We start from the raw sequence: 23,352 nt of genomic DNA on the forward strand, positions 1-23,352 counted from the left end.
GGCGCACCATAAAAAAGCCCACTCCGAGGAGTGGGCTTTGAGCATTTATATCCGCATATCAGCGATACACTTTAGGCGATTAAGCTTGAGAAGCTTTAACCTGAGCGTGTAGCTCTTGAACTGAAGTTACTGACGTTTTCGCGTCTGCAGTGTGCGCCATACAAGTCGCGAATGCAGCATTTAGCGTAGTCGTGTAGTTAACTTTCTCAGCAAGTGCACCACGACGAAGAACTTTAGAATCTTCAATCGCTTGACGGCCAGCTGCAGTGTTCACGATGTACGTATACTCGTTGTTCTTGATACGGTCAAGAATGTGAGGACGACCTTCGTGTACCTTGTTTACTAGACGTGGGTTGATGCCCGCTTCGCCAAGGATAACCGCAGTACCGTGAGTTGCGTCTAGCTGGTAACCAAGCTTAGATAGTTTAGATGCTAGGTCAACAACACGCTCTTTGTCGCCTTCGCGAACAGAAAGAAGTGCACGACCGCCTTCTGGGTAGATGTTACCACAACCCAATTCAGCTTTAGAGTATGCTTCTGCGAACGTCGCACCAACACCCATAACTTCACCAGTAGAGCGCATTTCTGGGCCTAACAGTGGGTCAACACCAGGGAACTTGTTGAATGGAAGTACAACTTCTTTCACTGAGTAGTAAGGTGGGATGATTTCTTTCGTAAAGCCTTGAGACTCTAGAGATTGACCCGCCATTACACGAGCGGCAATCTTAGCGATTGGCGCACCAGTTGCTTTAGATACGAATGGAACCGTACGTGCTGCACGAGGGTTAACCTCGATTAGGTACACTTCATTGTTCTTAACAGCAAACTGCGTGTTCATCAGACCACGAACACCCAACTCGAACGCTAGCTTTTCAACTTGCTCGCGCATTACGTCTTGGATTTCTTGGCTTAGCGTGTATGCAGGAAGAGAACATGCTGAGTCACCAGAGTGAACACCCGCTTGCTCGATGTGCTCCATAATACCGCCGATTACAACGCGCTCACCGTCACAAATCGCATCTACGTCTACTTCAACAGCGTCATCTAGGAAGCTATCAAGTAGTACTGGAGATTCGTTGGATACGCTAACTGCTTCGTTGAAGTAGCGACGTAGGTCTTGCTCGTCGTATACGATTTCCATCGCACGACCACCAAGTACGTAAGAAGGACGTACAACAAGTGGGAAGCCGATTTCACGAGATTTCTCTACCGCTTGCTCCATTGTTGTTACTGTCGCGTTTTCTGGTTGAAGTAGGCCTAGACGGTCTACAGCAACTTGGAAACGCTCACGGTCTTCTGCACGGTCGATTGCGTCTGGGCTAGTACCGATGATTGGTACGCCAGCAGCTTCAAGAGCACGTGCCAGTTTAAGTGGCGTTTGACCACCGTACTGAACGATAACGCCTTTTGGCTTCTCAACACGAGCGATTGCTAGTACGTCTTCCAGAGTTACTGGTTCGAAGTACAGACGGTCAGACGTATCGTAGTCTGTAGAAACTGTCTCAGGGTTACAGTTAACCATGATAGTTTCGTAGCCATCTTCACGTAGCGCTAGTGATGCGTGTACACAACAGTAGTCAAATTCAATGCCTTGGCCGATACGGTTTGGACCGCCGCCTAGAATCATGATTTTTTCTTTGTCTGTTGGGTTTGCTTCACACTCGTCATCGTAAGATGAGTACATGTAAGCCGTATCTGAAGAGAACTCAGCTGCACACGTATCTACACGCTTGTATACCGGGTGGATATCGTATTGGTCACGTAGACGACGGATTTCGCTTTCCGCTACACCTAGAATCTTAGATAGGCGCGCATCAGCAAAACCTTTACGCTTAAGCTTGTTTAGCTCGTCTTTATTTAGACCAGCAAAGCCTTTCGCTTTAAGTTCTTGCTCTAGCTTAACGATGTCTTCGATTTGAACTAGGAACCAACGGTCGATTTGCGTTAGGTTGAATACACCATCTACCGACATACCAGCACGGAATGCGTCAGCGATGTACCAAATACGCTCTGCGCCAGCTTCTTTAAGTTCGTGACGGATAGTCGTTAGAGCATCTGGTGCGTCTAGGTCTACCATTTCGTCAAAACCAGTCGCGCCAACTTCTAGGCCGCGAAGTGCTTTTTGTAGAGATTCTTGTTGGTTACGGCCGATAGCCATAACTTCACCAACCGACTTCATTTGCGTCGTTAGGCGGTCGTTAGCACCTGCAAACTTCTCGAAGTTAAAACGAGGAATCTTAGTTACTACGTAGTCGATTGTTGGTTCGAATGATGCTGGAGTTGCGCCGCCAGTGATGTCATTCATTAGCTCGTCTAGCGTGAAACCAACAGCCAGTTTCGCTGCAATCTTAGCGATTGGGAAACCTGTTGCTTTAGATGCTAGTGCAGAAGAGCGAGATACACGTGGGTTCATTTCGATGATAACCATACGGCCATCTTTCGGGTTGATACCAAACTGTACGTTTGAACCACCTGTTTCAACACCAATCTCACGCAGTACTGCTAGAGATGCGTTACGCATTAGTTGGTATTCTTTATCTGTCAGCGTTTGAGCTGGAGCCACAGTGATTGAGTCACCTGTGTGAATACCCATTGGGTCGAAGTTTTCAATCGCACATACGATGATGCAGTTGTCGTTTTTGTCACGAACCACTTCCATCTCGTACTCTTTCCAACCGATAAGTGATTCATCGATAAGAAGTTCATTAGTTGGAGATAGATCCAAACCACGACGACAGATTTCTTCAAATTCTTCTTTGTTGTAAGCGATACCGCCACCAGTACCACCCATCGTGAACGATGGACGAATGATACAAGGGAAGCCAACCATGTCTAAAACTTTGTAAGCTTCTTCCATCGTTTTCGCTGTATCAGCAGTTGGACACTCAAGGCCAATTGCTTTCATTGCTTTATCGAAGCGTGAACGGTCTTCTGCTTTATCGATAGCGTCAGCCGTTGCACCAATCATTTCAACACCGAACTCTTCAAGAACGCCGTGCTTTTCTAGGTCTAGAGCACAGTTCAATGCAGTTTGGCCACCCATAGTAGGTAGAACTGCATCAGGCTTCTCTTTAGCGATGATGTTACGCACAACTTCCCATTGGATAGGCTCGATGTAAGTTGCATCTGCCATGTCTGGGTCAGTCATGATTGTCGCTGGGTTCGAGTTTACAAGAATAACTCGGTAACCTTCTTCGCGAAGCGCTTTACAAGCTTGAGCACCAGAGTAATCGAACTCACATGCTTGGCCGATAACGATCGGGCCAGCACCTAGAATAAGAATACTTTTAATGTCAGTACGTTTTGGCATTGTCTACTACTCCGAATTACGCTGTGTGCTGTTTGATTAGTTCAATAAAGTGGTCGAATAACGGCGCTGCGTCTTCTGGACCTGGGCTCGCTTCAGGGTGACCTTGGAAGCTGAATGCTGGTTTGTCTGTACGGTGAATACCTTGTAGAGAACCATCAAATAGTGATTTGTGCGTTGCACGTAGTGTCTCTGGAAGGGTTTCTTCGTCAGCAGCAAAGCCGTGGTTTTGCGAAGTAATCATCACAACATCACGATCTAAATCTTTAACCGGGTGGTTTGCACCGTGGTGACCAAACTTCATCTTCACTGTCTTAGCGCCTGACGCAAGAGCAAGAATCTGGTGACCTAGACAGATACCGAAGATTGGTAAGCCTTTTTCTAGGAACACTTTTGTCGCTTCAATTGCGTAAGTACATGGTTCTGGGTCACCAGGGCCATTTGAAAGGAAAACACCGTCTGGGTTCAGAGCAAGTACTTCTTCAGCTGAAGTCTCAGCAGGAACAACCGTTAGGCGGCAGCCGCGGTCAACAAGCATTCGTAGGATGTTTCGTTTTGCACCGAAGTCATAAGCAACAACGTGGTATGGCAATTCTGAGTCTGCTTTCGCTTCAGGAAGTCCACCCGTAAGCGTCCACGAACCTTGTTTCCATTGATACGCTTCTTTTGTTGTAACTTCTTTCGCAAGGTCCATACCTTTCAGGCCAGGGAATTCTTTTGCTTTAGCTAGAGCCAAAGCTTCGTCTAGGTTTCCGTCGTTTACTGAAGAGCCAGCTACAATACAACCGTTCTGTGCGCCTTTTTCACGAAGAATACGCGTCAACTTACGAGTATCAATATCAGCGATACCAACAACGTTTTGCGACTTAAGGTAATCAGAAAGGGATTGTTCATTACGGAAGTTAGAAGCGATTAGAGGGAGATCGCGAATCACAAGGCCTTGAGCGTGGATTGAAGAAGATTCTTCGTCTTCGGAATTGGTTCCGGTATTGCCAATGTGAGGGTAAGTAAGGGTAACGATTTGTTGAGAATAGGAAGGATCAGTGAGGATTTCTTGGTACCCCGTCATCGAGGTATTAAAAACGACTTCACCAACTGCAGAACCTACAGCGCCAATGGCTTCACCGTGAAATACTGTCCCATCTTCTAGGACGAGTAGTGCTGACTTCTTCAAGACAACCTCCAGAAATAAAAATGCATTAAAATTGATTTAATTTGCAAATCTACCTTCCTGCAACACCAAAAACTGCGTGTTTATGGAAATTAGACAAATTGGCGGTATTTTAGTGATCTGCGTGATACGTGTCAACATTTAACTCAAAAGAAATTAAACATTTGTAAGGACTAATTCAATTTACCCCCTCAAAGCTCCAAAAGTTCAACTTTCATGCGCATTTAGCTCGAATATTACGATTTTCTAATTTTCACTCCTCATTTTAGCCAACCATAGAGTGATAAAAATATCAGCAACAAAACGCAATCGATAAATACCAAGAGAAAACATGACAATTTAAAGATCTAAAACAAAAAACACACTAAAGACCACATAAACAGCATAGAAATGGAGTCAAAAAGGCGATAAGAAGAAAGTAGAAGGAAGATCGGAGAAGTGAGATTACTAAGGAAAATGCACCAAATAAAGAAAGCGCCGGCAATTGCCAGCGCATAAATATCTATTTATAGGTCATTCAAACCAAGCACATCCGTCATGGTATAAAAGCCTGCTGGTTTGTCATTTAACCAAACCGCGGCCTTGATTGCGCCATTAGCAAAGGTCATTCGATCAGTGGCTTTATGGGTAATTTCCACTCGTTCACCGATATCAGCAAACATAGCGGTGTGTTCACCAATAATGTCACCGGCACGAATCGTCGCGAAACCAATCTCATCTTTAGTGCGCTCGCCAGTAATACCCTCGCGTGACCATACAGCTACATCGTTCAGCTCATTGCCCATAGCACCCGCAATAGCTTCGCCCATACCAATCGCAGTACCTGACGGTGCATCGACTTTATGACGGTGATGAGCCTCAACGATCTCGACATCACAGTAATCGCCCATCACTTTAGCGGCCTTCTCTAGCAGCTTAAAGACCAGGTTCACACCAACGCTGTAGTTAGGTGCCATTACGATAGCCATCTCTTTTGAAGCAGCATCAATCACCTGCTTCTCTTCTTCAGAGAAGCCCGTTGTACCGATGATCAGTTTTTTACCGTGACGTTTACAAAGTTCAATATTCGCTAATGTGCTAACAGGGGCAGTAAAATCGACAATCACATCAAACTCTTCGATGGCTTTAGACAAATCATCGACTAAAGCAACATCAAAACGACCTTCACCGCATAACTCGCCGACATCTACGCCGACCAAAGATGACTCTGGACGCTCTGAACCAGCTCCAACACTTGCTTCTGAATTATGATGAGCGGCTTTCACCAAGTTGCGGCCCATGCGGCCCGCTGCTCCTGCAATTGCAATTCTTACCACTGCGAATATCTCCATTGTTTTGGTTACCGTTGCCACTTATCTCTTGCAGCAACGTTCAATCGATTAATCTCTTTAAACTAACAACAATCTCAAACTCAGGCTAGCAATTACGAAAACTCTTTTATTACTCGCTCTAAAATTGGCACATTTGCCTCTGGGAAGGCGTATTGATTCAATGATTCTAGGCTTACCCATTCACCTTGCTGACCTTCTTTACCATAAGGCTGCTCTTCAAAATCAGTCACGAGAATGAAATCGAACTTAAGTGACTTATCCGTGTAATCAAATTCAAGATGCTCAAACAGAGACTGCTCGGTCACCTTGATACCGACCTCTTCATCAAGCTCGCGAGTCATCGCTTGCTCAATAGTTTCGCCCTCTTCAACCTTGCCACCTGGAAATTCCCAGAAGCCACCTTTGTGCTTGTCATCTGGACGCTTAGTGATAAAGACCTGTGACTTATCTTGATTGAAGATAATACCCGCTACGATATGGATTCTTTTCATTGATGGTGTTCCTTAATAAAACGCTGAACTCACATAGTCCCTAAATACGTCATCCTCAAGAAAGAGGAACGACTGAGTTGGGGATCTAAAACTACGCGAGCCTAACTAAACAAGATTCCCTACTACGCTCACTCCTCGCTATAGGGAATGACAACTTCCTTGCGTAACAAAGTAAGCCATGAAATTTACATACAAAAAGAGCCGCCTAAGCGACTCTTTATATTCTATTTGTCAGTTTTATGAAGCTAAGTTGTAGTGTATGAGAGCAAGGCGGTGGCACGGAGCTTACGACTGTAAGTGAGTACCACCAACGCAGCTATCATGCGCTACAGCAACGATTCATTAAACTTACGCGATTTTACCGTGGCACTGCTTGTACTTCTTACCGCTACCACATGGGCATGGCTCGTTACGGCCAACTTTACGCTCGTCACGCACTACCGTTTGTGGAGATGCCGCTTCAGCTTCATCGTCAGCTAGCTGGTTTTCAGCTGTTGCATGTTGCGCTTGTGCACGACGCGCCGCTTCTTCAGCTTGAGCTTGACGTTGAGCTTCCATCTTTTCAACTTCTTCTTGTTGCTGAACGCGCACTTTAGAAAGGATGGTAACAACGTCTGTTTTCAGTACATCTAGTAGGCCTTCAAACAGTTCAAACGACTCGCGCTTGTACTCTTGTTTCGGGTTCTTCTGAGCATAACCACGTAAGTGGATACCTTGACGAAGGTGATCCATCGCAGCCAAGTGCTCTTTCCAAAGGCCGTCTAGCGTTTGTAGCATCACAGATTTCTCGAAGTTACGCAGTACTTGAGCACCAACCACTTCTTCTTTCTGTTTGTACGAATCAACCGCCATAGCAAGAATACGCTCACGCAATGCTTCTTCATAAAGCTTGTCGTCTTCGTCTAACCAACCTTGAATATCAAAGTCTAGATCGAAGTCATTCTTCAGACGATCTTGCAGACCCGCGATATCCCACATATCTTCAAGAGACTGAGGTGCGATGTATTCATCAATCACTGATGCCAATACATCTTCACGGTTGTGTTCGATCATCTCGCTGATATCGTCAGAGCTCATCAGTTCATCACGAAGCTCATAAACCACTTTACGTTGGTCATTGGCTACATCATCGTACTCAAGAAGCTGCTTACGAATATCGAAGTTACGACCTTCAACTTTACGTTGTGCTTTTTCAATTGAGCGAGAAAGCATCTTAGATTCGATCGCTTCGCCTTCGTCCATACCACTTTGGATAAGACCAGCCATACGATCCGATGTGAAGATACGTAGCAGAGAATCTTCCATTGATAGGTAGAAACGAGAAGAACCCGCATCACCTTGACGACCAGAACGACCACGTAGCTGGTTGTCGATACGGCGAGATTCATGACGCTCAGTACCAATGATGTGCAGACCACCTGACTCAAGCACTTTATCGTGGATTACTCTCCAGTCAGCTTTGATCTTCTCGATCTGCTCTTTGGTTGGATTCTCTAGCTTCTCAACTTGTGCCTGCCAGCTACCACCTAATACGATATCGGTACCACGACCAGCCATGTTAGTTGCGATAGTTACCGCACTCGGCATACCAGCTTGTGCAACGATCTCTGCTTCCATTTCGTGGAATTTAGCATTTAGAACGCTGTGCTTAATTTTTGCTTTTTTCAGTGCGTTAGACAGTAGTTCAGACTTCTCGATAGAAACCGTACCAACCAATGATGGCTGACCAGCAACTACACGGTCTTTGATGTCTTCAATGATCGCATTGAACTTGTCTTCTTCGGTACGATAAACCACATCTGGCATATCGTTACGAACCATAGGCTTGTTGGTTGGGATAACCACTGTTTCTAGGCCGTAGATAGACTGAAATTCGAAAGCTTCTGTATCGGCTGTACCTGTCATACCTGACAGTTTTTCGTATAGACGGAAGAAGTTCTGGAATGTAATCGATGCTAGCGTCTGGTTTTCATTCTGAATCTTCACACCTTCTTTAGCTTCAACAGCTTGGTGTAAACCTTCAGACCAACGACGACCTGGCATAGTACGACCAGTATGTTCATCAACGATAACCACTTCGCCTTCTTCAGTAACGATGTAGTCGACGTCTTTCTCAAACAGTACGTGTGCACGCAGCGCTGCATTAACATGGTGCAATAGGCTGATATTAGTTGGAGAGTAAAGCGTGTCACCCTCTTCCATCAGGCCGTTTTTGACCATTAGCTCTTCTACAAATTCTTGACCGTTTTCAGTCAGGTGAACCTGTTTAGATTTCTCGTCCATGGTGTAGTGACCTTCACCACGGTACTCTTCAGAATCTTCTTTATCTTGGCGCTCAAGGTTAGGGATCAACGTGTTAATACGCGTGTAAAGATCTGAACTATCTTCAGCTGGGCCAGAGATAATAAGTGGAGTACGAGCTTCATCGATTAAGATTGAGTCAACCTCATCGACAACAGCAAAGAAGCGCTCACGTTGAACACGATCTTCAGCACGGAAAGCCATGTTGTCACGTAGGTAATCGAAGCCAAACTCGTTGTTTGTTCCGTATAGGATATCCGCTTGGTACGCTTCTTTCTTCTCTGGTGGAGCCATGTTTGGCACGTTTACGCCAACAGTCATACCGAGGAATTCAAATAATGGGCGGTTTGTTTCCGCATCACGCTTCGCTAGGTAGTCGTTCACCGTTACTACGTGAACACCTTTGCTAGGTAGGGCGTTAAGATAAGCTGGTAGGGTTGCTGTAAGAGTCTTACCTTCACCAGTACGCATTTCTGCAATTTGGCCAGCATTTAGAACCATGCCACCAATCATTTGCACGTCAAAGTGACGCATGCCGTAAACACGCTTAGACGCTTCACGTACCGTAGCAAATGCTTCAGGTAGAAGTTGGTCTAGCGATTCACCTTTATCTAAGCGCTCACGAAATTCAACCGTTTTTGCTTTTAGTTCTTCGTCTGAAAGTGCTTCAAACGTTGGTTCGAAGTTATTAATTTCTTTTACAATTTTTCTAAGGCGGCGCAGTGTTCTGTCATTGCGACTGCCAATTACCTTTGTCAGCAGCTTAGTAATCATGTGCTTGGAATCTCTTCGTTCTCAGATCGTCCGCGATCTATTTTAAATGCCGTCAGTGTCTCTACTAGCTATGAACTAGTCTTCAGTTACTAACCAAGGATACTGAGATAAATCTAGTATCTTTGATATTGTACTTGAGAGTAGAGTTTTCAAGGCTTGAGTTAAAATTAATGCCCTTTAGTGTAAGTAATTTTCACACTAACGACCATTTATAACCCCATTTGTTTGATGTGCTTGGAACTTTTCTTTCTAATTGCTGATGGATTAGCCAGACTGCAGCTCATTGGGAGACAACTTTCGGATGTTGACGACACTGTATCTGGAAAATAGATACAAAAAAACCAGGTCAATGACCTGGTTTTCGAAATCTTATATTGCTGTAAACAACAATTACGCTAGAACCATTCCTGGTTCAGCAAATGCAACAGGAGAGCCTACTTCTTCTTCGAATGTTGCCCATTCCCAAGCTTCTGCGTCAGCAAGTACTGCACGTAGTAGTTGGTTGTTTAGGCCGTGACCTGATTTGTATGCACGAAACTCACCAATAATAGCGTGTCCACACATGTACAAGTCACCAATCGCATCTAGTACTTTATGAGTTACGAACTCATTGTCAAAACGTAGACCCTCTTCATTAAGAATTCGGTATTCGTCAAGTACGATAGCATTATCAAAGCTACCACCAAGTACTAGGTTTTGAGATTGTAGATACTCAATGTCGCGCATGAAGCCGAAAGTACGAGCGCGAGAGATTTCTTTCACAAAACCTTGTGAAGAGAAATCAAACAACAAACGTTGCTCATCAGATTCAATTGCTGGGTGGTTAAAGTCGATCTCAAAGTCCATACGGAAGCCGTTAAATGGAACAAACTCTGCCCACTTATCGCCATCTTCAAAACGGATAGGCTTTTTGATACGAATAAAACGCTTCGCTGCATTCAGTGTTTCTACACCCGCTTGCTGTAGCAAGTATACGAATGGGCTTGCGCTACCATCCATAATTGGGATTTCAGGAGCATCTACTTCAACAATAATGTTGTCGATGCCCATACCCGCTAAAGCTGCGTTAAGGTGTTCCACTGTAGAGATACGTACGCCTTCGTCATTAACAAGAGCTGTACATAGCATAGTGTCACGAACTGACGCTGGATCAGCTGGGAAATCTACAGGTGGATTTACATCTGTACGACGATAAACAATACCTGTATTTGCAGCTGCCGGGCGAAGAGTAAGTGTGACTTTACGACCAGAGTGGAGACCCACACCAGTTGTTTTCACAATTTCTTTCAGAGTACGTTGTCTGATCATCTGCTTGCCTCGTTATCAGTGCTACAAATCACGGTCAGTATTTACCGACCGCAAATTTTACCATTAATTCGACGATAGTCAAATTTTGGGTATTTGTTAATCAGCCTGACGTCGTAAGAATGCTGGAATATCTAAGTATCCACTCTCTTTCTCAGCCTTAGGTGCTGCACTTTGGCTAGCGCCTGTACCTGAAGAAACAGGTGACGTTGTTGGTTGCGGCTTAACTTGAGGTTTAACCTCAGTTTTTTCTTGCAATGGTTGTGCCACTTTCTCTTCCACTTTTGGTGCAGTTTGAGCCGCTACCTGTGGTTGAGGAGTTGGTGCAACCTTAGCTTTACCACCAGCAACTAATGTAATGTCTGGTTTTTTCTCTGTGCCGATACCTGTTGCAACAACAGTTACGCGGATTTCATCTGTCATATCAGGGTCTAGAGAAGTACCAATCACAACTGTTGCATTATCAGATGCGAATGCCTTAACTGTATTACCTACTGTTTCGAACTCATCTAGACGCATATCCAGGCCTGCAGTGATGTTCACAAGAACGCCACGCGCGCCAGCTAGGTCGATGTCTTCTAGTAGTGGGCTAGAAATTGCTGTTTCAGCAGCTTCTTCAGCACGGTCTTCACCTTTTGCGATACCGCTACCCATCATTGCATGACCCATCTCAGACATTACGGTGCGAACATCCGCGAAATCGACGTTAATCATACCAGGGCGAGTAATTAGCTCAGCGATACCTTGTACAGCGTTTTTAAGTACATCATTTGCACTTGCGAAAGCTTCTAGCAGAGTTACGCCGCGGCCAAGTACTTTAAGTAGCTTTTCATTTGGAATCGTAATTAATGAATCCACATGTTTAGAAAGCTCTTCAATACCTTGCTCAGCAAACGCTAAACGCTTTTTGCCTTCAAAGCTAAATGGCTTAGTTACAACAGCAACCGTCAGCACACCCAACTCTTTCGCAACTTCAGCAATAACTGGAGCAGCACCTGTACCAGTACCACCGCCCATACCAGCTGCGATAAATACCATATCGGCGCCAGTTAGAACTTCTTTAATTCTTTCTCGATCTTCGAGAGCTGCATCACGGCCTACTTGTGGGTTTGCACCAGCGCCCAAACCTTTAGTGATATCACCACCAATTTGGATCACGCTGCTCACGCTTGTTTTACGAAGTGCTTGTGCATCAGTGTTAACACTGATGAATTCTACGCCTTCGATTGATTCACGTACCATGTGCTCAACAGCGTTACCGCCACCGCCACCAACTCCAACGACTTTAATTACTGCATCGTCAGACATTTCCATCATCGGTTCAAACATGTGTTATCTCCGTTTTTTCCTGCAACTCAGGTTAAAACTCTTTTTGTATCCAATTACGCAATTTGCCAAATAAACCAGACATAGAAGGTGCTGAACGCTTAGGTTCGCTGTAATCACCTTCATCACTGATCTGACAATCTCTTGCGTAATGAAGTAAACCAACCGCCGTAGAATGATACGGCTCTTTAACATAGTCAGTTAAGCCACTAACTTCTAACGGCTTACCAACTCGAACTTGATTGCGGAAAACACGTTCCGCACACTCTACCAATCCGTCAATTTGTGCCGCTCCACCAGTGAGAACGACGCCAGCTGCAAGGTGGTGTTTAATACCTTCATCTCGTAGCTGTAATTGAACCGTATCAATAGTTTGGTTAACGAGACCCATAAGTTCAGTGTAACGTGGTTCAATCACTTCCGACAAAGTTTGTCGTTGCAAACTTCTCGATGGGCGACCACCAACACTTGGGACGTTAACAGAGTCATCCTTGCTTACAAGTTCACTCAGAGCGCAACCATGGTTTACTTTTATCTCTTCAGCATCGCTCACTGGCGTGCCGAAAGCGAAGGCAATATCACTGGTTACTGCATTTCCTGCGTAGGAAAAGACTTCTGTGTGTCGAAGTGCGCCGCCAGTCCAAATGGAAATATCCATTGTACCCGCACCGATATCGACAACACATACTCCAAGCTCTCTCTCGTCTTCAGTAATTACCGCATTGCTTGAGGCAAGTCCTGAAAACACGATTTGTTCTACTGTGAGACCACATCGTTCAACAGCTTTAATAATGTTTCTCGCCATGTCGCTATGGCAAGAAATTAGGTGAACACTGACTTCCATTCGAACACCAGATAAGCCAAGTGGGTTCTTAATCCCTTCTTGATAATCAATGGTAAATTCTTGTGGGATCACGTGCAGAATTCTCTGCTCATCACCTATTTTAATTGATTTCGCGGTATGGATCGCTCGATCCATATCGTCTTGAGACACCTCTTCATCAGAGATAGTGCCCATGCCTTTTTCAATTCGGCTTGCGATATGTTTACCCGATAGCGAGATAAATACATTGCTGATTTGGCATTCCGCCATCAACTCTGCTTGATCAATAGCTCGCTGAACCGACTTAACTACCGACTCTAGGTCGTTTACACCACCTTTATCCATACCTCTGGATGGGCTTTGCCCAGAACCAATGATATTGATTTGACCATCAGGCAATATTTCACCAACCAGAGCTGATATGGTCGCAGTGCCTATATCAAGACCAACGATTATGTTGTCATCTGCGGTCTTAGTCATCTGTGCTCTCTTCTAACTCTTGCTCTGGAAACCAGCCTACAGCGGCTCCCGTATCATACCTGAGGTCGATGTAGCTCACTTGATTCGCTTTACTACCAAGTTCGTTGTAAAGCGAAATGAAGCGTTCAACACGCTCATCTAAAGAATCTTTACCTAGTTCTAAACGGATACCGTTATCTAGGATTATTTGCCAAGCGCGACGCTCATTGAGAACGAGAGAGGTAACGGTTAACCCTAGACTGTTAATCAAAGGGGTTATCTGTCGCCACTTTTCTATCACTTCTTGGCTGGTGCCGTCTGGGCCGTAAAGCTTAACTCTATCGCCCTTCAACAGGCCGATATCACCATGAAACACCTGACCATCGTCATTCAGCAGCATGTTACCGTTCCAGATTGCTGCCGCATGGTACTCAGTCAAAAATACTTTTATTGTGTCTGGCCACTGCTTACGAATGGAGACCACTGAAACCCAAGGTAACGCTTCTAAACTGTCTTGCAACACACCGATGTCTTGCGACATGAAGGTTCCAATGTGCTCTAGCTCGCTAAAGGCATGTTGAACATCACCAGCGGTTACGTAAGTTAAGTCGCCTTGAAGTACTATTTTGGAGAGAGGCAATCGCTGATCGTCCCACATCCAAGTTAGTGTGGTATAGAAAAGAAACCCAATGAATAGCAATACCATGACAAAAAAAGACCCGCCTAAGGCGTGTTTCTTGAGCGACGGTAAACTGAATAGGTGGCGGTTTTCGCTAAAAGTACTTTCTACCAAAGCCCGCATTCCCTGTCGTTGGTTCGCAATTCTATTCCCTATCTTCGTAATAGAGGTAAAAGCACTTACTTTAACCTATGAATTATACTGAGCAAAATCAAACTATCAAACGTTGATAATAAGATTTTTGGTCAATTTTAGGTCAATCGCAAGAAGTGAGCGATTGACCACAGTCTGTAGACAGTATTCTGTTACGCGTTCTGCATTTTATTAATGTCTAACTGTAACGATTCCAACTGCTTCGCTACTCGACCAACATCGCCTGCACCCTGCGTTAAAACAAGGTCACCGCCTTGAATTACGTTGGCTAAAGCCGATGGCAGTGCGTTGATATCGGCAACAAAGATTGGGTCTATCTTACCACGCCCACGAATAGTTCGACTTAATGAACGTCCGTCAGCCCCTGCAATAGGTTTCTCACCTGCAGAATAAACATCTAACAGAATTAGGACATCAACCTGCTCAAGAACGTTCGCGAAATCATCATACAGATCGCGAGTACGGCTATAACGGTGCGGTTGGAAGATCATAACAAGACGTTTATCAGTCCAGCCACTACGAGCAGCTTGAATCGTCACATCAACTTCGGTTGGGTGATGACCGTAATCATCGACCAGCATTGCAACGCCTTTACCTGTTTCATACTCACCTAGGTGATCGAAACGGCGACCCGTGCCTTCCGTTCCCGCCATCGCTTTGAGAATCGCTTCATCGCTGATGTCATCTTCTGTTGCAACAGCAATCGCAGCCGATGCATTCAATGCGTTGTGGCGACCTGGAATGTTCAACGTGATATCTAAGTTAGCTTTACCTTCACGTACAACCGTAAACTTGCCTTGTTGACCTTCTTGTACGTAGTTTTCAATACGAATATCTGCGTCTTCAGAGAAGCCGTAAGTAATCACTTGGCGGCTCACCTGAGGGATAAGTTCACGTACAACAGGATCATCTACACACATCACAGCCTGGCCGTAGAACGGCAGGTTGTGTAGGAAATCGATAAATGTCTGCTTTAGCGTTTCGAAATCGCCGCCGTAGGTATCCATATGATCCGCTTCAATGTTAGTTACGATACTAACCATAGGTTGCAGATGTAAAAATGAAGCATCACTCTCATCGGCTTCAGCGATAAGAATACGGCTTGAACCTAAACGTGCGTTAGTGCCAGCACTTTTAACCAAACCACCGTTTACGAAGGTTGGATCTAGGCCGGCTTCCGAGTAAATCTGTGTCACTAGCGCAGTCGTGGTTGTTTTACCGTGCGTACCTGCCACAGCAATACCGTGACGAAAACGCATCAGCTCAGCCAGCATTTCTGCACGACGAACGATCGGTGTGCGCGCTTCACGAGCTGCAATAATTTCTGGGTTTTCTTCGTTGATAGCGGTTGAAACAACCACCACACTTGCGTCGGCAACGTTACTCGCTTGGTGACCGATATAAACGGTCGCACCCTTGCTAACTAAACGATCAGTCACTGGGTTTTGAGCAATATCAGAACCCGTGATCTGGTAGCCTTCATTTAGCAAGACTTCAGCAATCCCGCTCATTCCGGCACCACCAATACCAATGAAGTGGATAGATTTAACACGGCGCATCTCTGGCACCATTGCACGGATTTGCGCTAAGTCTTGGGTATGTTCAATCGTCATCAATTCAATCTCATTATTTTGCTAAAGCTTTAATCGCTTCAGCGACGGTCACATCAGCATCAAGCTTGGCGGCTTGACGAGCTTTTGTTGCCATCATTTTTAATTCATTTCTATCAAGCTGCGCGATAGTGTTCGCTAGCTTATCAGCCGTCAATTGAGGCTGTTCAATCATTAACGCTGCGCCACATTCAACTAAATGGTCGGCATTCAACGCTTGTTGTCTGTCTTTGTGCATAAACGGAACGAAGATAGAACCGACACCTGCCGCAGAGACTTCTGATACGGTTAATGCACCTGAGCGACACACTAATAGATCTGCCCACTCATAAGCTTGCGCCACATCATCAATAAATTCAGTCACTTGAACATTACCAACAGAATGTGATTTGTATTGCTCAATAACTTGTTGTTGATTGTTCTTACCCGCTTGGTGCATCACAGTGAAGCCTTCACTAAGCTGCGCCATCGTTACTGGCAAGGTATCGTTTAGGATTTTTGCGCCCTGACTGCCGCCCATAACCAAGATGCGGATGTCACCATCACGCTCAGCCATGCGTTGCTCGGGTTCAGCTAAGGCAACCACATCTTCGCGTACTGGGTTACCCACCACTTCTGCAGTAGGAAACGCACCAGGGAAAGCTTGGAAAACCTTTTTAGCAATCTTAGACAGCCATTGGTTGGTTAAACCTGCCACTGCATTTTGTTCATGGAGAACCACTGGAATGCCAGACAACCATGCCGCGATACCACCCGGGCCACTCACGTAGCCACCCATACCAAGTACCACATCAGGCTGCCATGCTTTGATGTGTTGCCTTGCTTGAAGTATGGCATTAATAATCTGGAACGGCGCTTTAATTAACTTGCTAATGCCTTGACCACGCAGGCCTTTCACTTTGATGAAGTCGATTTCAATGCCATGCTTTGGCACTAAATCCGCTTCCATTCTGTCTGCTGTGCCTAACCAGCGAATTTCCCAACCTTGTTGCTGAAGCTTTTTCGCTACTGCTAACCCTGGGAAAACGTGACCGCCAGTACCACCAGCCATCACTAAAAGTTTTTTGTTTTGTTTCATCACGTTAGATTCTTATTCTACTAATTCGTTTTGACTATCAGCTTGTTCTTTTTGTTGCATTCGGCATTCGTGGTCAATGCGCAGCAGCATTGATACCGCCACAGACATAACAATTAAACTCGAACCACCATAACTGATTAGCGGTAGGGTTAGACCTTTGGTCGGAACGATGCCAGATGCAGCACCTACGTTAACAAGCGTCTGAAACGCAAACCAAATACCAATACCAAAAGCCAGATAGCCGCTGAACACTTGATCGTGTTCAAAGGCTTTTTTACCTATCAGAATGGCTTTTAACACCAAGCTGAAGATCAACATTAATACTAAGGTAACACCGACAAAGCCAAGCTCTTCAGCCAACACAGCAAATACAAAATCGGTATGCGCTTCTGGTAAGTATTCGAGTTTTTGAATCGAGTTACCAAGCCCTTGCCCCATCCAATCACCACGGCCAAACGCCATCAATGACTGAGTTAACTGGTAACCACTGCCGAACGGGTCGTTCCAAGGTTCCCAGAATGAGGTAACACGTCGAACACGATAAGGTTCTATAACAATCAAACCGACGACCGCGGCAATACCTGCCACCATCAAGGCGATAAACTGTGAAAGCTTGGCACCAGCAATGAATAGCATGCCGAACAGGGTCACTAGCATTACGACCACAGTACCTAAATCGGGCTGGCCTAGCAGCAGCACGGCAAAAGCGCCGAATACCATGATCGGTTTACCAAAACCACCGAAGAAGGTTTTTCTCACTTCATCTTGCTTCCGAACCAAGTAGCCCGCCATAAAGATAAACAGCGATAACTTGGCGACTTCAGCGGGTTGTAAGTTAAATAGCCCTAATGGGATCCAACGCGATGCGCCGTTAACCGACTTACCGACGGCTAATACCACAATCAGCAAGAAGAAGGACAAGCCCAGTAGATACATACTGTATTGAAACCAGCGTTGCATCGGGATTTGCAATATGACGCTAGAGACACCTAACGCCAATACAAGGAAGATGGCATGACGGAACATAAAGTGAAACGGCTGATCGGTTAAACGAGCACTGATGGGGAACGAAGCAGACGTCACCATCACCAAACCTGTCAGCATTAGCCCAAGAGCAATCCACACCAATTGACGATCGTAAAGCGCCTCGGGAGTAGCACGGTTTAGCCACTGCCAGATGGATTGATTAATCTCTTTGACTCTTTGCACTGAATGTTAGTCCTTCAACACGTTAAGCATACTCATGAGCAAGCTCAGTGAACGCATCACCTCTTGCCATGAAATTATTAAATTGATCGAAGCTTGCGCACGCCGGAGACAGCATCACCATATCTCCAGCCACCAGCTGTGGCGAGATAGATTCGATTATCTGCTGCATGGTATCGAACTTTTGTGCCGATGGGTGCAGAGGCATGAATTGCTCTGCATCTTCACCGAAACAACACAGCTGAACACGCTCAAGTTGCGCCAATACGGGTTCAAGCTCACTAAAGTCAGCACCTTTACCAACGCCGCCAACCAAAAGATATAACGTACCTTGATACTCCAACCCAGACAGGGCTGCCAATGTGCTGGCTACATTCGTTGCTTTGGAGTCATTAACCCATTTGATTTCGCGCTTGTCAGCCACGACTTGGCAACGATGCGTCAAACCGTTATAGGCCTTCAAAGCCTCAAGACTTTTGCTGTAGTCGATACCAACTTGCTTCAATAGTGCAAGTGAGACTAACGCATTCGCCACATTGTGACGTCCAACCAATGTTAAATCTTGGGTAGCAAGGACAGGTTTACCGTGATCGACTAGCCACTCAGTACTATCAATCATTGATACACCAAACTCTTGGTTATCTAGGCCAAAAGTCAACAATGGCATTGTCTGGTCAGGGTAAGTATCTTTGTCTTCACGATTAACAATCGCACACTGCGCGTTATTAAAGATTCTTAACTTGGCCTCACGGTAATCAGCCATGCCTTGATAGCGATCCATATGATCTTCAGACAGATTTAAGAATGCCGCAGCGGCAAGCTTTAAATTCGATGTAGTTTCTAGCTGAAAACTCGAAAGTTCAAGGACATATAAATCTGCATCAAGTTCTAGAAGGTCTAGGGCAGGAATGCCAATATTGCCGCCAACGCCAACATTAAGCCCAGCAGCCTTAGCAAGCACACCAGTCAGATCAGTCACGGTACTCTTACCGTTTGAACCAGTAATCGCCACAACAGGCTTATCTACAGCCCAACCAAACAGCTCGATGTCGCCAACGACAGGCGTACCCGCTTGAAGCACATCTTGAATTTCAGGTGTCGCTAAAGCAATGCCTGGGTTAGCAACCACCAGATCAGCCTCAGCTAGCCATTGGCTATTCCAGCTTCCAGAATGCAGCTCAACCGACTCAGGCAAAGATTCCTTTCCTGGTGGTAGCTCTCGCGTATCAATTACCTTTACGCAAGTATGGGGCTGATATTTTACGAGATGTTTAACGACAGAGAGCCCGGTAATACCGAGCCCCACAACCACTACATTTTGAATATTTTGCCAACGTTCCATTTAAACAAGATGCTCTTAATAGTTTTAAAGAGCCCCTATTCAGAGGCTCATACAGGATTAACGAACTTTCAGTGTCGCTAGGCCAACCAGTACTAATACCATTGAGATTATCCAAAAACGCACGATAACACGCGGCTCTGGCCAGCCTTTCAACTCATAGTGGTGGTGAATCGGTGCCATACGGAAAATACGCTGACCACGTAATTTGTAAGAGCCCACCTGCAGGATTACTGACAAGGTCTCCATTACAAACACACCACCCATGATCACTAGTACCAACTCTTGACGAACGAGTACCGCAATCACACCTAACGCACCACCCAGTGCTAGAGAGCCAACATCGCCCATGAATACTTGTGCTGGGTAAGTGTTAAACCATAGGAAGCCAAGGCCTGCACCAACGATAGCAGTACATACCACAACCAGTTCAGAGGTGTATGGGATGTATGGAATGTGTAGGTATGCTGCAAAGTTAACGTTACCTGTCGCCCAAGCGATAACAGCAAAACCAGCTGCAACCATAACCGTTGGCATAATCGCCAAGCCGTCTAGGCCATCAGTTAGGTTTACCGCGTTACTAGTACCCACAATAACAAAGTAAGTCAGCACGATGTACAGCAGGCCAAGTTGTGGCATCACATCTTTAAAGAAAGGCACCACTAATTGTGTCGCAGCAGTGTCTTGCCCATGAGCATACAGAGCAAACGCCACAACCAATGCAATAGCCGATTGCCAGAAGTACTTCCAACGCGCAATCAAGCCATCAGTGTTCTTACGAACGACTTTACGATAATCATCAACAAAACCAACTGCACCGTAACCGCCTAGCACGACAAGTACGGCCCAAACGTAAGGGTTTGATAAGTCAGCCCAAAGTAAGACCGTAATGATGATCGCAGCAAGGATCATCACACCACCCATGGTTGGTGTACCACGCTTACTGAAGTGAGACTCTGGGCCGTCATTACGAACAACTTGGCCAATTTGCAGCATTTGCAGACGCTCAATTAAACGAGGTCCCATCCACAGCGACAGACATAAAGCCGTCAAAATGCTCGCGATTGCACGAAACGATAAGTATTCGAACAAACGGAAAAAAGAAAAGTGTGGCTGTAGTAGCTCTGCAAGCCAAATTATCATGAAAAGTTCTCCTTTAAAGCAGCGGCTATTTTACTCATTCCTGCACTATTGGCGCCTTTTACCAACAAGGTATGTGGCGCGTTTTCTGGCAAGCTCAAGTGCTGCTCTATGTGCGCGATCATCGCTTCATGCGTTGCAAAGTGAGTGCCGTTACACACTTCACTAATCACCTTGGTATCATCACCGTAAGTGAGTACATGCTCAAAAGCGAATGGGGCAGCATATTCACCGACTTGACGGTGAAGTGCAAGGCTTTCATCGCCTAATTCAGCCATATTGCCTAAAATCAACCAACGCTGACCTTTGAAGCTCGACAACAATTTAGCTGCAGCTTTCATTGCCGGTACGCTGGCGTTGTAACTGTCATCTATCAGCTTGATATTCTGACTTAATTGTTGAACCTCAACTCGGCCTTTAACTGAGATAAGATTCGCTAAACCGCTTTTAATTTCTGCAAGCGTGGCACCGAATTGAATGCTCAGTGCAGCTGCCGCTAATGCGTTTGCTACATTGTGCTGACCAATTATGCCAAGCTCGACATCGACGGCACCTTGCGGGGTCTGCATATCAAAGCAAGCTTCACCCTGCTCGTTGATGCGAATATTCGTCGAAAAGTAATCCGCCGTGTCATCACTTTCAGAAAAGGTCAGTACGTTTTTGTCTGCAAGCACATCTTTCCAGAAGTCACCACCATTGCTCTCTAGGTTAACAATAGCAGTATCACCAGCAGCAAGCCCCTGAAAAATTTCGCCTTTCGCTTGTTTAACACCATCAATTGAGCCAAAGCCCTCTAGATGCGCGGCAGCAACGTTATTCACTAAGGCCACCTGTGGTTTCACAAGCTGCGTGGTATAGGCAATTTCACCAATGTGGTTCGCGCCCAGTTCTATCACGGCATAGTCGTCATTGGGTTCACTGCGCAGCAAGGTTAGTGGTACTCCAATATCATTATTGAAGTTACCCGCTGTAAACAGCACTTTGCCACGTTGTTGTAGAATACTCGCGACCATCTCTTTGACGGTCGTTTTGCCACAGCTTCCTGTTATCGCCATGGTTGGCACGTTACATTGTTTGTGGATCCAAGCACTTAGCTGACCTAAAGCAAGTTTAGTGTCTTCAACAACAACTTGAGTAATATTTAGGTCAAGTTTTCGTTGAACTAATAACGCATTCGCATTGGCCTCAACAGCCTGACCACAAAAATCATGCGCATCAAAACGTTCACCTACAAGAGCAACAAACAGTGCACCTTCTTCAACGGTGCGAGTATCGGTAGAAACCGCATTGATCAAACTATTGCTCGATTTGCCAGCCTCTATCAGCTGACCGTTCACCGCTGAGCAGATCTGCTCGAGTGATACATCAATCATTATGAAATACCTAAAAGTTGTAGTGCTGACTCTCGATCCGAATAGTGGATCGTTTTGTCTTTTAATACTTGGTAATCCTCATGGCCTTTACCAGCCAAAAGAATAATGTCATTGCTGTCTGCCTGTTCAAGCGCGAACTTAACCGCTTGGTAGCGATCGTGTTCAACAAAGGCGACTTCAGGCTCACTTAAACCTGCCAGCATGTCTTTAACAATCAATGCCGGGTCTTCACTGCGAGGGTTGTCATCTGAAATAATAATGTTATCGGCGAACTGCTCTGCGGTAACCGCCATCATTGGGCGCTTGCCTGTATCTCGATCACCACCGCAGCCAAAGATTGCCCATAGCTTTCCAGAGCAATGTACACGTAGTGCTGCCAATGCTTTCTCTAATGCGTCAGGTGTATGCGCGTAGTCGACAACCACTTTCGCTTTGTTTGGTACTTGGAACAATTCCATACGGCCAATCACAGGTTGCAATTGAGGTGCTGTGTCGAACAAGGTTTGCTTGTCGATGCCTAGTACAAGTAGGGTCGCGAAAGCAACCAATACATTTGATGCGTTGAACTGGCCAATTAAAGGAACAGACAGTTGTCCCTGCCCCCAGCTACCATCAAAAGCGAGTTTGATACCCGTCTCTGCATAAGCAACATCCGATGCCCATACTGACTGCTGGTAGCCCGATAACGGAAGCAATGACACAGCTACTGCATTGGACAGATCAGCCATCCAAGCTTTACCGACTTCATCATCAACATTAATCACAGCGTGCTTACACTTATGCTGAGTAAACAAGCTCTTCTTAGCCAGAGCGTACTCTTGCATCGTGCCGTGGTAATCCAAGTGGTCACGGCTCAAGTTAGTAAATACACCAGCCTCAAAATCCAATGCCTTAACTCGGCCTTGAACCAAACCATGAGACGAGATTTCCATCGCGGTATAAACAGCGTTTTCTTCAGCCAACTCACTCAGCGTACGTTGTATTTCAATCGCACTACCGGTCGTATTCGCCGCCGTTTTAAGGTTGTCTAGAAAACCGTTACCCGTGGTGCCCATTACCGCAGAGCGTTGGCCGACTAAATCTAGCCACTGAGCAATCAATTGGGTGATAGTGGTTTTGCCATTGGTGCCGGTAACACCAATCAGCTTAGTCGCCTGAGACGAGTAAACACGACCGGCCAACTCAGATAACACCAAGTTAAGGTCTTTAATGTAAACAACCGGAACAGCATCCAACCACTCAATCAGACCATGGGCCTTTTCAGCATCAGCTTGTGCGATAACGGCATTGGCTCCCTGTGAGACCGCTTTGTCAATGAAACGACGGCCATCAACAGCATGCCCAACTACAGCAACAAAAATATCGCCGTCTTTGATGGCACGACTATCCAACTCCAGCTGTTCAACGGCAATCGCATCCAGCTCAGGTGAACTAAAGTCACCCCAAGGAGAAAGTAAAGATGACAGCGTGAGGCTATTACTCATAT

The 23,352-nt window shown here is 45.6% G+C and carries 16 protein-coding genes; all 16 read right to left on the bottom strand.

Annotation, left to right across the window (positions count from 1 at the left end; translation table 11 throughout):
- Positions 1 to 79 precede the first annotated feature (79 nt).
- The 16 genes from carB to murE all read right to left on the bottom strand — a co-directional run bounded on the left by carB (position 80) and on the right by murE (position 23,350).
- A complete protein-coding gene (gene carB, locus AB4209_RS18405) occupies positions 80 to 3,310 on the bottom strand; it encodes a carbamoyl-phosphate synthase large subunit (RefSeq protein WP_017059294.1) in 3,231 nt (1,076 codons plus the stop codon).
- A gap of 16 nt (positions 3,311 to 3,326) precedes the next feature.
- A complete protein-coding gene (carA, locus tag AB4209_RS18410; protein WP_010434758.1) occupies positions 3,327 to 4,481 on the bottom strand; it encodes a glutamine-hydrolyzing carbamoyl-phosphate synthase small subunit in 1,155 nt (384 codons plus the stop codon).
- A gap of 503 nt (positions 4,482 to 4,984) precedes the next feature.
- Positions 4,985 to 5,809: a 4-hydroxy-tetrahydrodipicolinate reductase gene (gene dapB / locus AB4209_RS18415; RefSeq protein ID WP_020628676.1), complete on the bottom strand. Its 825-nt coding sequence runs from the start codon at positions 5,807 to 5,809 to the stop codon at positions 4,985 to 4,987.
- Between the two features lie 92 nt (positions 5,810 to 5,901).
- The gene (gene mutT, locus AB4209_RS18420; protein ID WP_017062897.1) at positions 5,902 to 6,300 is read right to left on the bottom strand and encodes an 8-oxo-dGTP diphosphatase MutT; all 399 of its coding nucleotides are present in this window, start codon (positions 6,298 to 6,300) and stop codon (positions 5,902 to 5,904) included.
- A 348-nt stretch (positions 6,301 to 6,648) separates the two neighbouring features.
- Positions 6,649 to 9,375, bottom strand: coding sequence for a preprotein translocase subunit SecA (secA, locus tag AB4209_RS18425; RefSeq protein ID WP_372056822.1), 2,727 nt, complete (start codon positions 9,373 to 9,375; stop codon positions 6,649 to 6,651).
- A 390-nt stretch (positions 9,376 to 9,765) separates the two neighbouring features.
- Complete coding sequence (gene lpxC / locus AB4209_RS18430; RefSeq protein WP_010434751.1) at positions 9,766 to 10,683, bottom strand: UDP-3-O-acyl-N-acetylglucosamine deacetylase; 918 nt, start codon at positions 10,681 to 10,683, stop codon at positions 9,766 to 9,768.
- A gap of 96 nt (positions 10,684 to 10,779) precedes the next feature.
- Complete coding sequence (gene ftsZ, locus AB4209_RS18435; protein WP_017059291.1) at positions 10,780 to 12,009, bottom strand: cell division protein FtsZ; 1,230 nt, start codon at positions 12,007 to 12,009, stop codon at positions 10,780 to 10,782.
- 31 nt (positions 12,010 to 12,040) lie between these two features.
- Positions 12,041 to 13,309 carry a cell division protein FtsA gene (ftsA, locus tag AB4209_RS18440; protein ID WP_010434747.1) on the bottom strand — a complete coding sequence of 423 codons (1,269 nt, stop codon included), beginning with the start codon at positions 13,307 to 13,309 and terminating at the stop codon, positions 12,041 to 12,043.
- Positions 13,302 to 13,994 carry a cell division protein FtsQ/DivIB gene (locus AB4209_RS18445; protein ID WP_372056836.1) on the bottom strand — a complete coding sequence of 231 codons (693 nt, stop codon included), beginning with the start codon at positions 13,992 to 13,994 and terminating at the stop codon, positions 13,302 to 13,304. The genes ftsA and AB4209_RS18445 overlap by 8 nt, the downstream gene beginning before the upstream one ends.
- Before the next feature lie 278 nt (positions 13,995 to 14,272).
- A complete protein-coding gene (gene murC / locus AB4209_RS18450; RefSeq protein ID WP_017059288.1) occupies positions 14,273 to 15,733 on the bottom strand; it encodes a UDP-N-acetylmuramate--L-alanine ligase in 1,461 nt (486 codons plus the stop codon).
- Positions 15,734 to 15,746: 13 nt separating this feature from the next.
- Positions 15,747 to 16,808, bottom strand: coding sequence for an undecaprenyldiphospho-muramoylpentapeptide beta-N-acetylglucosaminyltransferase (murG, locus tag AB4209_RS18455; protein ID WP_137002199.1), 1,062 nt, complete (start codon positions 16,806 to 16,808; stop codon positions 15,747 to 15,749).
- 12 nt (positions 16,809 to 16,820) lie between these two features.
- A complete protein-coding gene (ftsW, locus tag AB4209_RS18460) occupies positions 16,821 to 18,017 on the bottom strand; it encodes a cell division protein FtsW (protein WP_065584711.1) in 1,197 nt (398 codons plus the stop codon).
- Positions 18,018 to 18,039: 22 nt separating this feature from the next.
- Entirely contained in the window at positions 18,040 to 19,356 is a 1,317-nt protein-coding gene (gene murD, locus AB4209_RS18465; RefSeq protein WP_372056825.1) for a UDP-N-acetylmuramoyl-L-alanine--D-glutamate ligase, read from the bottom strand.
- Positions 19,357 to 19,413: 57 nt separating this feature from the next.
- Positions 19,414 to 20,496, bottom strand: coding sequence for a phospho-N-acetylmuramoyl-pentapeptide-transferase (gene mraY, locus AB4209_RS18470; protein ID WP_017059284.1), 1,083 nt, complete (start codon positions 20,494 to 20,496; stop codon positions 19,414 to 19,416).
- Positions 20,493 to 21,866 (bottom strand): UDP-N-acetylmuramoyl-tripeptide--D-alanyl-D-alanine ligase, encoded by a 1,374-nt coding sequence (murF, locus tag AB4209_RS18475; RefSeq protein WP_372056827.1) that lies wholly within the window; start codon positions 21,864 to 21,866, stop codon positions 20,493 to 20,495. Before murF ends, mraY begins: the two co-directional genes overlap by 4 nt.
- Positions 21,866 to 23,350 (bottom strand): UDP-N-acetylmuramoyl-L-alanyl-D-glutamate--2,6-diaminopimelate ligase, encoded by a 1,485-nt coding sequence (gene murE, locus AB4209_RS18480; RefSeq protein WP_372056829.1) that lies wholly within the window; start codon positions 23,348 to 23,350, stop codon positions 21,866 to 21,868. The genes murF and murE overlap by 1 nt, the downstream gene beginning before the upstream one ends.
- Positions 23,351 to 23,352: the final 2 nt, after the last annotated feature.

The organism is Vibrio sp. 10N.286.48.C11 (genome assembly GCF_041469805.1).
GTDB classification, from domain to species: Bacteria; Pseudomonadota; Gammaproteobacteria; order Enterobacterales; family Vibrionaceae; genus Vibrio; species Vibrio crassostreae_C.